Origin of the sequence: Pseudoalteromonas sp. K222D (assembly GCF_017653575.1) — a bacterium.
Lineage (GTDB): Bacteria > Pseudomonadota > Gammaproteobacteria > Enterobacterales > Alteromonadaceae > Pseudoalteromonas > Pseudoalteromonas nigrifaciens.
In genome coordinates, this window is record NZ_JAGGDL010000001.1 from 114421 (window position 1) to 128524 (window position 14104).

The following is a 14104-nucleotide window of genomic DNA, read 5'->3' on the forward strand; positions in this document are numbered from 1 at the left end:
TCAATAACGGCTGATAATAGCAATCTTAGTATTGTTTTAATGCTTACTAATATTAATTATACCTTAGAGTATGAGTAATTAAGCCTCTACTAAGCTGCATTTAAAAACACAAAAATGCTATGATAGCTGCAATTACTTGCCATTTAAGCTATTAAAATGTATCGACTATTTGAGCGCATTACTAAGCCGTTCCCACAAGATAAACCAACGCAGCCACCTAACACGCTGCTTGCGTTTTGTCTTCATTACACCAAAGGCATGGGGCTGTCGCTAGCACTACTCTCGTTAAGTGCCGCCTTGCTCGCTATTTTAGAAGTATCGCTATTTAGCTATATGGGGCAACTAGTTGATTGGCTGGCAATTTATACACCACAAACACTCTTTGTAGAGCAGCAGTCCGAGCTGACAAAAATGGCCCTTATGCTCCTTGTGATGCTGCCTGTAGTGGTGTTTTTTCATTCTGCAATTTTGCACCAGGCATTACTGGGCAATTACCCCATGTCGATTCGCTGGTTAGCACATAGATATTTATTGCGCCAAAGTGTTAGTTTTTATCAAAATGAATTTGCCGGACGCATCGCCACCAAGGTATTACAAACCTCTCTGGCTGTGCGCGAAGCTGTAACAAAACTACTCGATGTATTAATGTACATAATCGTTTATTTTGGCTCTATGTTGTTTTTAGTAGCCGAGGCCGATTGGCGCTTAATGTTACCCTTACTTGTTTGGCTTGTTTTGTATATTTGCATTCAACTTTACTTTGTACCGCGTCTTAAAAAAGTGGCTACCTCACAAGCCGATGCCCGCTCAGAAATGACCGGCCGCATTGTCGACAGCTACACTAATATTGCTACCATTAAACTATTTTCGTACACCCAACGCGAAGAAGAATACGCAAAACAAAGTATGGATGTTTTTTTACAGCCGGTGTACAAGCAAATGCGTTTAGTTACCAGCCTCAACTTTGTTATTCAAACTTTAAATTACTTATTAGTGTTTTCGGTCACTGCGGTATCACTTTACTTGTGGTCGCTAAGTGCCATTAGCGCAGGAGCAATTGCCGTTGCGGTAAGTTTAGCCCTTAGATTAAACGGCATGGCGCAGTGGATCATGTGGGAAATAAGCAGCTTATTTGAAAATATTGGCACCGTGGCCGATGGCATGCAAACCCTCTCTAACCCAATTGCAGTAGCCGATAAACCCAATGCCAGCACTCTTAACGTTAGCCAAGGTGCAATTGAATTTAACAATGTGCACTTTAACTACGGCAAAGCAGCAAGTGAAACGCTGCGTGGCCCGGTTATTAACGGTTTAAACTTAAATATTAAAGCCGGTGAAAAAATTGGCTTAGTGGGTCGCTCTGGCGCGGGTAAATCAACGCTAGTTAATTTACTACTACGCTTTTACGACACCGACTCTGGCAGTATAAAAATTGACGGCCAAAACATTACCGATGTGAGCCAAGAAAGCTTACGCCGTTACATTGCCATGGTAACTCAAGACACTTCCCTGCTGCACCGCTCAGTAAAAGACAACATTTTATACGGCAGACCAGATGCCACTGAAGCCGAAATGATCGATGCCACCAAGCAAGCTAAAGCTCTAGAGTTTGTAACCGACTTAGTTGATAGCAAAGGTAATAAAGGCTTTGACGCACAAGTAGGCGAACGTGGCGTTACCTTATCGGGTGGGCAGCGCCAACGTATTGCTATTGCGCGCGTACTGCTTAAAAACGCCCCTATTCTCATACTCGACGAAGCCACCAGCGCGCTTGATTCAGAAGTAGAAGCCGCTATTCAAGCAAGTCTTGATGATTTAATGACAGATAAAACAGTAATTGCTATTGCTCACAGGCTATCAACCATAGCGCAAATGGACAGGCTTATCGTACTTGATAACGGCGGTGTTGTTGAGCAAGGCACACATGATGAGTTAATAGCTAAGAATGGGATTTACGCTGCACTTTGGGCACATCAAACAGGTGGGTTTATTGGCGTTGAATAGTTTTTTTAAGTATTAACAACAAACTTAAAATATTAAACCATAACGAAAAATGCGTTATGGTTTAATATTGTTTTATTACGTGCTAGCTCGCTTTACTTTTTTCTATGGTGTGAGTAGCCGATAATTCTAAAAAGTATTCTAATGAATCATCAAGTACATCTAACCACGGCACAGGAAGCTCAGGTGCCAAGGTATTTGTTAAAGTAGAGCGATACGCTTTTTCTCTAAAACACATAATGTCTTGTTGTTTATCTTTTTGCCATTCTTTGAGAATATCTGCCTGTTTTTCAACTGCAAATTCAGGGTAATCTGTGGCATTAGTTAAATCACGAATATACGCTGCTTGATAATCAATAGAGCCTTCAACATTCGTTACTTCATCGTACTTAGCTAACCAATTTTTTTCATCTTCTTGTCGTGCTGCTAATGCTGGTATTTTTATTCTGTCTAAAATTTCGTCGCGTACATACCATGCTTGCGCATCAAACATATTAAAAGTGAAGTACTGATCTTGCATGCCTAAATAAACTAACTTAGGGTTTGGCTGCCAAAAAACACCCTTATACAAGTTTGCCGGATACAAACAGTTATGTGTTTGTAAACGTAGTTCGTCAGGTAAAAATGGAAAATGAAATAAATACCCAGTACACATAATCACAGCATCAAAGCGCTTACTAGTGCCATCTATAAAATGCGCAACGTCCCCTTCAAAGTGGGTCACAAGTGGCATTTCTGCAATGCCGTCTGGCCAATTATAGCCAAGTGCTTTAGTACGGTAGCTTATAGTTACCGATTTAGCGCCATACTTATAACACTGCGTACCTATATCTTCGGCAGAATAGCTACTGCCTATAAGTAAAACTTCTGAATCTTTAAATTCTAGTGCGTCTCTAAAGTCATGAGCATGTAATACTCGACCAGAATACTCTTCTAGCCCTTCAAAATAAGGCATGTTTGGTGTAGAGAAATGACCTGTAGCAACAATAACATAATCAAACTCATTCACTTCCTGCTCGCCGGTTTTATGGTTCATAACCGTTACAGTAAACATTTGTGTTTCGTCGTCAAATGTAACCCAACGAACCGGGCACTCAAAGCGAATGTATTTACGAATATCTTGCTTGTTAATACGCCCCATTATGTAGTCTTTAAGCACTTCACGAGGGGGATACGAAGGAATAGGTCTACCAAAATGTTCTTCAAAAGAATAATCAGCAAATTCTAAGCATTCTTTTGGTCCGTTAGACCAAAGATAACGATACATACTGCCATGTACCGGCTCACCATTTCTGTCTAGCCCAGTGCGCCATGTATAGTTCCACATGCCACCAATATCATTTTGTTTTTCGTAACAAACAACTTCCGGTAAATTCTCAATACCGGCTAAACGAGCTGCTTCAAATGCACGTAATTGTGCCAAACCGCTTGGACCTGCGCCCAAAATAGCAATTTTTTTCATTATAAAAGTCGACTCCTAATAGCTAATACGAGCCTTACTATAACATTTTTTCATGCAAATTATTTGCCACAATAAAAATAAATCCTTTTTTATAACATTTACCTTTAAAAAAACATAAAATAAATCAATATTTTATTAACTAGCCGTCTATTATCACCACAACTTATTTGGCTTAAAAAATTTAATCAGTAAGCACTCAGCCATTAGTTTATAACGGCTTAAATTTAAGTAATAAAAAAAGCGAAGATGCTGTTTATGCTCCTTCGCTTTTACTACCATTTAATACTTAAATTAAAGCTTTAAAGTATTGTTACTGTGATAAAAAATAGCTTATAGCGTTTGCTGGTATCTTTAAAATAATGATGCGTTAAGCCATAAGTGCAGCATTATGCTGGCCCCGTAACCTAACGCAATCACAGGCGTCCACTTTAGGTGACCAAAAAAAGTATAGTAGCCGCGTGCTTGCCCCATTAATGCCACTCCCGCAGCCGAGCCAATCGAGAGTAAACTACCGCCTACCCCCGCAGTTAATGTGATCAGCAACCATTGCCCATGCGACATTTCAGGATCCATAGATAACACCGCAAACATAACCGGTATATTATCGATCACTGCAGAAATCACCCCAAGAAAAATATTTGCCGTTGTAGTAGACCAATTGCCGTATAGCATCTCAGACATAAAGTTTAAATAACCTAAAAACCCTAAGCCACCCACGCACATAACAATACCGTAAAAAAATAATAACGTGTCCCACTCTGCCCGTTGCACTCTACTAAATACGTCAAATGGTACAACACTGCCTAGTTTAGCTAATCGTTCTTGATCGCCCAACTGCTCTGCATGGGCTCTTTTACGAGCCAGTGATCCTGGTAAAGTCATTCTTAAAAAATAACCAAAAAACTGTAAATAGCCTAGCCCCATCATCATACCTAATACTGGTGGCAGGTTTAAAAAGCTATGACAAGCAACGGCAGTGGCTATGGTAAGTAAAAACAACACTAATATTCGCACTGCGCCGCGTTTGAGCTCAACCGCTTCGTATTGTGCGGTTGGGTGCTTATCGGCAACATAAAAGCTCATAATGGCTGCGGGCACTAAGTAATTAACTAAAGCAGGTAAAAACAGCACTAAAAACTCGTTAAAATGCACCAATCCAGCTTGCCACACCATTAGCGTGGTTATGTCGCCAAAGGGGCTAAATGCGCCGCCCGCATTAGCCGCAATAACAATATTAATACAGCTGATGTTTATAAATGGCTTATCACCTTCGGCAACTTTCATTACCACTGCACACATTAATAACGCGGTGGTAAGGTTGTCGGCAATCGGGGAGATAAAAAATGCTAAAAAACCGGTTATCCAAAATAAATTTTTATAGTTAAAGCCTTTACGGATCATCCAAGCGCGCAATGCATCAAATACTCCTCTTTCTTCTAGCGCATTTATGTAGGTCATAGCGACCAGTAAAAAGAGCATAAGCTCAGCAAACTCAAGTAAATTATGCCTAAATGCAGTTTCGGTAAGTTCAGTAATATCATGGCTAACGTAATAGGCACCTATTAATATCCAAATTAATCCTGCTGCAACCAATACTGGTTTCGACTTTCTTAAATGTAGCTTTTCCTCGAGCATAACCACGGTATAAGCAATAAAAAATATACCAATACACAACCAACCAATACTCGATGATGTTAAATCTAACTGCCCTTGCGCAGCCCAAACTGGCGAGCAAAAAAACAACATAGCAATACATACTATGTTGAACCCCCGTAACAAACTCTTCATTTTACATTTCCTGTTTTAATTACATAAATCAGCTGGCTTTAATTACAATAAAGCAATTTATCTGCTTTATTGATACGCATTTTGGTGAGTATTTATTGGTTATTATTTTTTCACCACAATAAAATAGCACAGCATTACCAAGTGGCTATTGTACTGAGGTCTATATATGCATAGATGGTTGCTATATTGTAAATAGAGTGTGTGAATAGTGGTTGTGCAAGCTTTAATATTTACAGGTTAATTATTTAAAATTCAATTGGTTATATTATTTTTATTTAGTGCTGCGAAAGTAGTTTACAAAAAAGCGAAGTTGCTATGTAAGCAACTTCGCTCTTGGTTAATTGTTGTTTGTTATTTAATTTGTATTAGGCAATTAACCTTAAACCTACCATTACTAGCATCACAACATTGGCAAGTACCCCAATTAAAAAGAAGTAGCTACGTGGGCTAGGATTTTTATTAGTAGCAATTGCGTAGTACAGCACCATATGAATTAATCGCGCAATAACGTATATCCATACACATAGTGCAAATATTGGGCTTTGATAATTTATTACAAAAGCAAACAACACTGTTCCTATAAATAACGCACTATTTTCAAGGGTATTGTGAAAAGTACGGTGTGCTCTAAATATAAAACTATCGTGAGATAAATCGTCACTTATTTTACCCGGCACTGCATTAGGCTGTTTTGCTTTACTAAAAGTTGCTACCGCCCACTGTACAAGCAACATAATTAAATACAGGTAAAACGCCAAATACGCCGAAAGTGCAATATTAGTCATAGTTAATTTCCTTGTTTTTATTAAAGATTATCAATTTTTAGATGTTTAACATTAATAACAGGCAAGTTTTAGGCCGAGTTTAATTATTTGATAGTTATACAAATAATTAAAGCTATCGTTTAAACTCAGTAATTTATTCCGACGTTTTTACATAAAAGCACTTAATACTTAAATTAAAAACCGTAAAAGTAATATTGTTAAACAAATATTCTTAGCAATATCAATCATTAAAATTATAGCCTACGACCTCAAAGTTAAACTAACTATAACCACCCCATGGTCGGTACTTAAATCGTCTCGCTCAAATACTGGGTTAATTAAATGCCGATCGTAAGTGTTATAGTCACTTACTTCAAAAAAGCTATCATGGTAGCTGGCATCAAATTCACTAGACAATAAAATGTAGTCAAGCACTGAACTGCTCGCGCCATAATAATGGGTTGGCGTGCGTGGAGTTGCTGGCTTAGCCACATTATTTGTATCACCTTGCTCAATTACAACACTCGCTATATCACCATCAACACGCAAGTCGTCTGTTGGTGCTTGTGGCTCAGCACTTGCCAATTGCGACTTTGTAAATAAGTCCCATGCATCATTTAAACAATATTTAGCAAGGTAAGTTTTAGCGTCAAAAGCAGGTGCAAAACGCAGTGTATTAGTAAGCATGTGGCTTAACACACCATCGGCTATGCTGTTATTAAAGTCGCCCATTAAAATCATAGGCTGCTGCGTAGCTTCGCGGCGCGCAATCATTTGTATCATTAATAATGTGGCTTCGCTGCCGCGTTGAATAGTTGATCCCCAGCCACCCGCTACATTCGCTTTTAAAATCTCAATTATGTTCTTTTCGGGCGAAAGTGCTTTATTGTGCTCATCAACCTCAATCATTGGGCGTTTAGATTTAAAATGCACCACATAACAATCGGTATTACCTATGTGCGGCAAAGTTACTGTGGCTCTTAATACCTTGCGGCTAAATGTAAAATCAGCACTAAGCCCAAGGGTAGCTACAAGTTCATTATCGTGCTGCACCGCAGCCACTTCAACAATAGGATATTTTGCGGCAATTGCCACTACGGGGCGTTTATAAATAAAGTCGTCAATCACCTCGGGCGTATCTACCACTGCAAAGTGCTCATAACCTTGCCCACGTACTAATTCTTGTAACGACTCAATACTAAACACTTCTTGAAAACCAATCACATCAGGTGCGTGCTCTGTTAAATAATCAATAATCCACTGCTGCTTTTTAGCCCACTGTTGCGCGGTATAAATTTTCTCAAACTCATAGAATGCATTGGGTGGCTCAAGGTAATTAAACAAGTTAAATGTGGCTATTTTTAGTTGAGTGTTTTTTATCAAAAGAGGTTCCACTACTGTACATTTTAAAATAACAAACATCGCTGAGTTATTAGCCCTAATGCTTGCTTAAATGAATACGTAAAAGTATGTAATAGCAGTATACCCTATTGCTTATCGTTTTTAAGGCTTTAGGGGGGTGTTCAAAACCTGTGCTATTTCAGTAAACTTGTAAAAATAAGATCATACATGGCAAATCAATTCAATTTCATACATCAAACAATAGCATTACAAATTTAGCTGCTTACGTATTCGTACGCTTTATTTTTACCCTTGAGTATCGCTACGTGCTATTAAAACCAAAAACCCCTCATCTTTTACAAATATCTCCAAAAAGCACAGTGCCTATTTTATTACTGCTTTATTATGCTTATATGCAATGAGGTTGCAGTAACAACCTTTAAAACTACGCATTGAATAATTCTCAACTTACTATTTTAGCCCTTTATTTAGGCTATAATGCCCTTTCCATTACCTACAAACGCTATGTATTATGAACTACTCAAACTTTGGCACTAAATTTACACAACCCAACGGCATTACTCAGTTAATGGAAGACTTAGGCAGTGCTAAAAGCAGTAACAATCCTAATATTGTTATGCTGGGTGGCGGTAACCCTGCATTAGTACCACAAGTAAATGAGGTTTTTTTAAGTGAGTTACAAAAGCTCGTTGCCAGTAATAAAGTATCGCAAGTATTTGGCCTTTACGACGGCCCAACCGGTAACGACGAGTTTAGAGCTGCATTGGCAGGCCAACTAAGTAAAGAATATGCATGGGATATAAGCGCCAACAACGTAGCACTTGGCAATGGCAGCCAAGCTAACTTTTTTGTGTTGTTTAATATGTTTGCAGGCGAAATGCCTGATGGCAGCCATAAAAAGATTTTATTTCCCCTCGCGCCAGAATACGTAGGTTATGCCGACCAAGGTTTATCGGACGATATGTTTGTTGCCATAAAGCCCGATATCGAAATTTTAAATACCGGTAGCACATCTAAACAATTTAAATACGTTATTGATTTTAAAGCGGTTGAAAAAATATTAGCAAACGACAGCAGTATCAGTGCGCTGTGCGTGTCGCGCCCTACCAATCCAACCGGTAATGTAATAACCGACGATGAAGTAAAACACCTTGATTTACTCGCTAAGCAATACAACATTCCACTCATTATAGATAACGCATATGGCGATCCATTCCCGGGCTGTATTTACACCGACGCAAACCTAACCTGGAACTCAAACATAATTTTATGTATGTCGCTTTCAAAGCTTGGCTTACCGGGTTTACGCAGCGGTATTGTGGTTGCAAACAATGAAATTATTAAAGCAATTGGCCGCGTAAATGGCAGCATGGTTTTATCGCCAAATAGTATAGGCCCAAGCTTAGTTACCCGTTTAATTAACGACGACGAACTACTGCCGCTGTGTCGTAATGTTGTGTTGCCTTTTTATCGTAATAAAGCACAAGTAGCGATTGAACTGTTTGATGAAATATTTGCCGATATGAGCGTTTACTTGCATAAAGTTGAAGGCGCATTTTTTATGTGGCTGTGGTTTAAAGATGCAAAAATAACAAGCGAAACACTATACCAAAAGCTTAAAGAGCAAGATGTGTATGTAATTCCTGGACACAACTTTTTTATTGGTATTGACGATAGCTGGGCGCACAAGCACGAGTGTATTCGCATTAACTATGCAACCGATGAAGCAACACTACGCAAAGGTTTACAAACCATAAAGTATTTAATGGCGTAAATTAATGCTTATGCTATCTACGCTTTGGCTATAACTTAACATCCACTATAACGGCACGCTATTGAGCAAGTGTTGTCTTTATCCCTTATTTACCTCTGTAATACTGTACTCTTTTTGTGCAAACGCGCGCTATACTCTTTAAATTTATATATAAACTGTTATTCTACGCGACCTTTTTTACACGCTATTTACTAGCGGGTAGCATAAAAGGTAGTTCAGGCTGCAAACGCTTACTAAGTGGCAGTAATAAAACGCGCGCCCATACAGGTGCACACTTTAAACACCAACATACAGGTAAATTATGCGATTAGGACCAGGACTACTAGTCACCGCAGCCTTTATAGGACCAGGCACCATAACGACTGCTAGCGTAGCAGGTGCAAACTTTGGCTTTGCACTTATCTGGACATTACTTTTTTCAGTAATAGCCACTATATTATTACAATCTATGGCTGCTCGCCTTGGCGTAGCAACAGGCAAAGATCTTGCTCAAGCACTGCGCGCGCATATTCATACCCCAGTGCTTAAAGTGCTCGCTAGCTTTTTGGTAATAAGCGCCATTGGCGTGGGCAGCGCCGCCTATGAAGCGGGTAACCTTAGTGGCGCTAGCATGGGTTTAATAAAGATATTTCCGACAATAAATGCGCAAATATGGACGCCGCTCATTGCTTTTATTAGCGCATTGTTACTGTACAGCGGAAAACATAAAGTGGTAGAAAACGCGCTCATTTTATTAGTGATTTTAATGAGCTTAGTGTTTATTTCTACTTTAGTTATGGCTGCTCCGCCTATAAGCAAAGTACTAGCGGGTTTTATTCCTACTATGCCTGAGGGCTCTGTTACCACTGTACTTGCACTGATTGGCACCACCATAGTACCTTATAATTTATTTTTGCATTCAGGAGTGCTCGCAGCAAAGTACAACAATAATAGCGATAAACGTAAAATAATTAAGCAAACAAATATCGATACCAGCTTATCAATCACTTTAGGTGGAGTGATCACTTTGGCTATTTTATCTACCGCCTCGGTGGCTTTTTATGGTACCGACGCAGGTAAAGTTAGCGCAGCCAATATGGCTGTACAGCTTGAGCCATTATTAGGTGGCGCTGCCCATTACTTTTTTGCTATTGGTTTATTTGCTGCAGGTTTAACTAGTGCAATTACTGCTCCTTTAGCGGGAGCCTATGCAGTTTGCGGAATGCTTGGTTGGTCTAACAAAATGCAAAGTAGCCGTTTCAAATCGGTAGCATTAGTTATCTTATTGTTTGGCGCAGCTGTTGCCTCTTTGGGGTTAGATCCGGTTGCCGTGATCATTTTTGCCCAAGCTGCTAATGGCTTATTACTGCCTATTATTACTGTTTATTTACTCTGGTTGGTAAATCAAAAAGCGGTGATGGGCAATTACACCAATTCTGTGTTATTAAACCTTATCACTGTGCCTATATTACTGCTTATTTTTGGCTTAAGCAGCTACAAGCTGATTAGTTTGATTTTTTAATTAAACTAAAAACACCTAATTAAAAGCCACTGTTTATTAAAAACAGTGGCTTTTACCTTATTCACTATTATAAAAAAACCTTACCTGTATCCTGCAGTAATTAAAATCAGATAATATTTGTTTTTGTTAAGCGTGAAAACACATAGCCACCGGCCGCACCTGCAAGCAATTGAGTGTAAAACCCCCAACCTCTTGCGCCCGCTATAATATGAATATTCATAATCGATTCAATGGCAATTAACACCATAGCAAATGCCACAATGCCAGCAATAACAAATAGCTGAGTACGGTATTTTTGAACCTTTTTATTAAGCTGCACCGTAACTAAAAAAGCGATTGCCAATGCAATGGCAATAATAGCGCCATAGGTGGGTAATAAGCCCAGCCAATCATCCAGTGTTAAACTAACACGGTCGCTAAAGCCCACTACAACACCTACATTAACTAATTGATTGACAACGTATTGGCTATGAAACAAGCTAGCAAGTGTGAATGTAAATAACCAAGAAACTAAAAATGAGGGCAATATACGTGTTAAAAATGACATGGTTATCTCAACTTAAAATAAAGTTTTTTTCTTATATAAGCCATGCTAGCAAAGGCTTACCCCGTAAACAATGTATCTCTTTTTTTACTCTGCTTTCGCTTTTTGCGTTTTCTGTTAATGCAGGCGCTGCGTTACCAAAAAAGCAATACAGTACAAAAACCCTTGCTACACAATTACAGTCTCCGTGGAGCATGGTTGAACTAGCAAACGGTACATGGTTAATTACAGAGCGCGATGGCCACGTAGTTATAATTAAAAATAATGCGCAATCAAGAGTAAAACTAAACCTAGAGGGCTTATACCTTGCAGGCCAAGGTGGCTTACCCGATATAGTGTTATCGCCAGATTATAGCAACTCCAAAGAAGTAATTTTTACCTACGCCCAAGGCGATGCCAACGCAAACAGGCTTGTTGTTGCCAAAGCCACCTTTAATGGTACTCGTTTTTCAAAGCCGCAAATTATTTATAAAGTAGCTACCAATAAAAACACACCACAGCATTACGCTGGGCGCGCCCTTGTCCTACCCGACAATACGTTATTAGTTTCAACGGGCGATGGCTTTGACTTTAGAGAACAAGCACAAGTTATTACCAGCCAGCTTGGTAAAATATTACGTATAAACTTAAACGGCAGTATTCCAACAGATAACCCATTTATTAACCATACAAATCCAAATGCCCATGCTGTTTACTCACTTGGCCACCGTAACCCTCAAGGCCTTGTATATGATTACGATACACAGCAAATTATTAGCAACGAACACGGCCCCGCAGGCGGCGACGAGCTAAACTACTTAACCGCAGGCACCAATTATGGCTGGCCAGTAATTACTTACGGTAGGGATTATTCGCAAGCGCGTATTTCACCTTTTACGCAATACCCAGGCATGCAAAAACCAAGTGTTAATTGGACGCCATCAATCGCCCCATCAGGCATGGCGTATTACGGCTCTAAGCACGCGGCTTTCCCTTCACTACAAAAACATGTGTTAATTACTACTTTGGTTGATAAAAAGCTCTACGCTGTAAATTTAGCTAATGGTGAATTTACCCAGTCTCATATATTCCCAGAGGCCACAGGCCGATTAAGAGATGTGTTTGTAACCACTGAGGGGAATGTAGCAATATTAACCGATGGGGAAGATGCAAAGCTGATGTTAGTTAAATCAAATTAGTTCACAAGAGGGTTAGAGAGACTTCGCTTTTAGGGGGTGATAGCGCCTTTTAGTAAGCCGCTTTAATAGGTTTAATAACTCTGTTGGGTGGCGCCTTCGGCTTAACCAACCTACCTTTTGACGTAAGTCGGATAAGTGGCGAAGCCACGCCATCCGACAAAAGTGATGAGTTTACTAGAAACAACCCGACTTACCGCGTTATGCAGTAACCGAAAAATGTATTAAAGGTAACTACAGGAGCTTTACACCTAGTTTTTACCCGATTCTAATTTCTGTTTTAATAATTCAATAAGTTGAATATTAAGCCCGGTAATTTCACCTTCTAGCACCTTCACTTTTGCCTGCGACTCTTCATCATTTTTACTGCGTAACAATGCAGTTTCTTGCAGTAGTTTTTCAAGCTTTTCTTGTATTTCAGCAATTAGTTCATCAAGGGGGGCACCTTCAGATTGTGAGGCTTGATCTACATCTTCATTACCTAATAACTTGCGAAACGCTGCTTGATTTTTATCTTCCAGACTTTTTTCCGCCCCCTCTTCAGATATATCTACTTGAACACCTTGAGCCACTCCCTTTTGCACTGTCTCTTTTTCAGAAGCGTCATCAGCCACCACCTTTAAAATTTGTTTTTTCGGGTAAGTTTCTAAAGGTTTAGACGTTATGTTAACTGACATTTTATCCATTGTAATACCCCTTATTTAATCAATTCTTGGTGGCTATTGTTCAACTATAAATATAATGCTTTGCCAACTGTTATTTATTCTTGTATATAAAAATTTTGTGCCTGTCCTATTTTACTTGTTGAATGTTTACGCGTAATATCAAAGCTCGTATTGGTGAATTTATGCAGTCTCACGTATTCCCTGAGGCCGCAGGGCGATCAATAGATGTGTGTTACAACTGAGGAAAATATAGCGATATTAATCGGTGAGAAAGATGCAAAGCTTATGTTGCTGATACTGAATTAATTTGCATGAAATAATCAATAATAAAACTAATTGCAAAAAAACTGACCCCATTCTTTTGTTTAAATTCATTAAATTGGTGATCAATCAACCTTATTTTCGTTGGTTAGCACCTGCACTCCATAGCTCCAAATTAGAATTGCTACGATGATATTTTATCCATGATGTTTTAATATTAAGGTTTTTAAGCTTACCTCTTTGGTCTTTATCTCCAGATAAAGGATTTTCAAGCTCTACTGATTCATACGTATTATTAGTCAATGTGAGAAATTCACTCAATAGTTCATCAAAACTAGGTTTCACATATGACACATGGCTATTTTTCAAATTAAGGGGGATTTTTAATATTGGGCAACAAGATCCCTTACTTATAGCCTTCATCTTAAAATCTTTTATAGTCTCTTTAACTGCTCGTCGAAAAGCCATAGATACTATCGATTTAATTGTAGCTGGGCGGACACAATGAACCCAACTAATATCAATTTTAGTACCATCGACTCTATGAATATATAAACATCGATTATTATTAAAGTCTCTTTCTACTTGAATATGCTTTATACCAAGACCTACTTTGTTATCGTGTTCATCATGGAGTTTAAAAAGTTCCTCAAAAAATAATTGGTCTTCTTTTTTTAGTACTTCGCTTGTTTCATAAGCATTAATTCTTCGACGAATTTCATCCGTTGCTGCTTTTTTTGTTCTAAACTGAAAAGATCCAAATATAATCGATTTTGCCACAAAATTCTCCTCATGCATTATAAAATT

General features: G+C 38.8%; 11 protein-coding genes. 4 read left to right on the top strand and 7 right to left on the bottom strand.

Annotation, left to right across the window (positions count from 1 at the left end; translation table 11 throughout):
* The first annotated feature begins 156 nt into the window (after positions 1 to 156).
* Complete coding sequence (locus tag J5X91_RS00510; protein WP_208833844.1) at positions 157 to 2004, top strand: ABC transporter ATP-binding protein; 1848 nt, start codon at positions 157 to 159, stop codon at positions 2002 to 2004.
* Between the two features lie 82 nt (positions 2005 to 2086).
* Here J5X91_RS00510 and J5X91_RS00515 read toward each other — a convergent pair whose 3' ends face one another.
* The 4 genes from J5X91_RS00515 to J5X91_RS00530 all read right to left on the bottom strand — a co-directional run bounded on the left by J5X91_RS00515 (position 2087) and on the right by J5X91_RS00530 (position 7359).
* Positions 2087 to 3463: an NAD(P)/FAD-dependent oxidoreductase gene (locus J5X91_RS00515; protein ID WP_011328377.1), complete on the bottom strand. Its 1377-nt coding sequence runs from the start codon at positions 3461 to 3463 to the stop codon at positions 2087 to 2089.
* Positions 3464 to 3814: 351 nt separating this feature from the next.
* Positions 3815 to 5209, bottom strand: coding sequence for a sodium:proton antiporter NhaD (nhaD, locus tag J5X91_RS00520; protein WP_244363703.1), 1395 nt, complete (start codon positions 5207 to 5209; stop codon positions 3815 to 3817).
* 407 nt (positions 5210 to 5616) lie between these two features.
* Positions 5617 to 6036 (bottom strand): MAPEG family protein, encoded by a 420-nt coding sequence (locus J5X91_RS00525; protein ID WP_011328379.1) that lies wholly within the window; start codon positions 6034 to 6036, stop codon positions 5617 to 5619.
* A 240-nt stretch (positions 6037 to 6276) separates the two neighbouring features.
* Entirely contained in the window at positions 6277 to 7359 is a 1083-nt protein-coding gene (locus J5X91_RS00530; protein WP_208833914.1) for an endonuclease/exonuclease/phosphatase family protein, read from the bottom strand.
* Positions 7360 to 7888: 529 nt separating this feature from the next.
* On the opposite strand from J5X91_RS00530, the gene J5X91_RS00535 reads away from it, so the two are divergent.
* Positions 7889 to 9151, top strand: a complete 1263-nt coding sequence (locus tag J5X91_RS00535; protein WP_208833846.1) for a valine--pyruvate transaminase — start codon at positions 7889 to 7891, stop codon at positions 9149 to 9151.
* Between the two features lie 301 nt (positions 9152 to 9452).
* Positions 9453 to 10652: an Nramp family divalent metal transporter gene (locus J5X91_RS00540; RefSeq protein WP_208833847.1), complete on the top strand. Its 1200-nt coding sequence runs from the start codon at positions 9453 to 9455 to the stop codon at positions 10650 to 10652.
* Positions 10653 to 10758: 106 nt separating this feature from the next.
* Here J5X91_RS00540 and J5X91_RS00545 read toward each other — a convergent pair whose 3' ends face one another.
* Complete coding sequence (locus tag J5X91_RS00545) at positions 10759 to 11199, bottom strand: hypothetical protein (RefSeq protein ID WP_058373532.1); 441 nt, start codon at positions 11197 to 11199, stop codon at positions 10759 to 10761.
* On the opposite strand from J5X91_RS00545, the gene J5X91_RS00550 reads away from it, so the two are divergent.
* Positions 11184 to 12374: a PQQ-dependent sugar dehydrogenase gene (locus J5X91_RS00550; protein ID WP_208833848.1), complete on the top strand. Its 1191-nt coding sequence runs from the start codon at positions 11184 to 11186 to the stop codon at positions 12372 to 12374. The two genes, J5X91_RS00545 and J5X91_RS00550, sit on opposite strands and share 16 nt — an antisense overlap.
* Positions 12375 to 12622: 248 nt before the next feature.
* Here J5X91_RS00550 and J5X91_RS00555 read toward each other — a convergent pair whose 3' ends face one another.
* Positions 12623 to 13057 (bottom strand): hypothetical protein, encoded by a 435-nt coding sequence (locus J5X91_RS00555; RefSeq protein ID WP_208833849.1) that lies wholly within the window; start codon positions 13055 to 13057, stop codon positions 12623 to 12625.
* A 375-nt stretch (positions 13058 to 13432) separates the two neighbouring features.
* A complete protein-coding gene (locus J5X91_RS00560; protein WP_208833850.1) occupies positions 13433 to 14077 on the bottom strand; it encodes a DCL family protein in 645 nt (214 codons plus the stop codon).
* Positions 14078 to 14104: the final 27 nt, after the last annotated feature.

What these genes read in the sequence shown, in the direction of transcription:
- J5X91_RS00510 (WP_208833844.1), top strand. Translation starts at nt 157, where the DNA reads ATGTATCGACTATTTGAGCGCATTACTAAGCCGTTCCCACAAGATAAA.
- J5X91_RS00515 (WP_011328377.1), bottom strand. Translation starts at nt 3,463, where the DNA reads ATGAAAAAAATTGCTATTTTGGGCGCAGGTCCAAGCGGTTTGGCACAA.
- nhaD (WP_244363703.1), bottom strand. Translation starts at nt 5,209, where the DNA reads ATGTTGTTTTTTTGCTCGCCAGTTTGGGCTGCGCAAGGGCAGTTAGAT.
- J5X91_RS00525 (WP_011328379.1), bottom strand. Translation starts at nt 6,036, where the DNA reads ATGACTAATATTGCACTTTCGGCGTATTTGGCGTTTTACCTGTATTTA.
- J5X91_RS00535 (WP_208833846.1), top strand. Translation starts at nt 7,889, where the DNA reads ATGAACTACTCAAACTTTGGCACTAAATTTACACAACCCAACGGCATT.
- J5X91_RS00540 (WP_208833847.1), top strand. Translation starts at nt 9,453, where the DNA reads ATGCGATTAGGACCAGGACTACTAGTCACCGCAGCCTTTATAGGACCA.
- J5X91_RS00545 (WP_058373532.1), bottom strand. Translation starts at nt 11,199, where the DNA reads ATGTCATTTTTAACACGTATATTGCCCTCATTTTTAGTTTCTTGGTTA.
- J5X91_RS00555 (WP_208833849.1), bottom strand. Translation starts at nt 13,057, where the DNA reads ATGGATAAAATGTCAGTTAACATAACGTCTAAACCTTTAGAAACTTAC.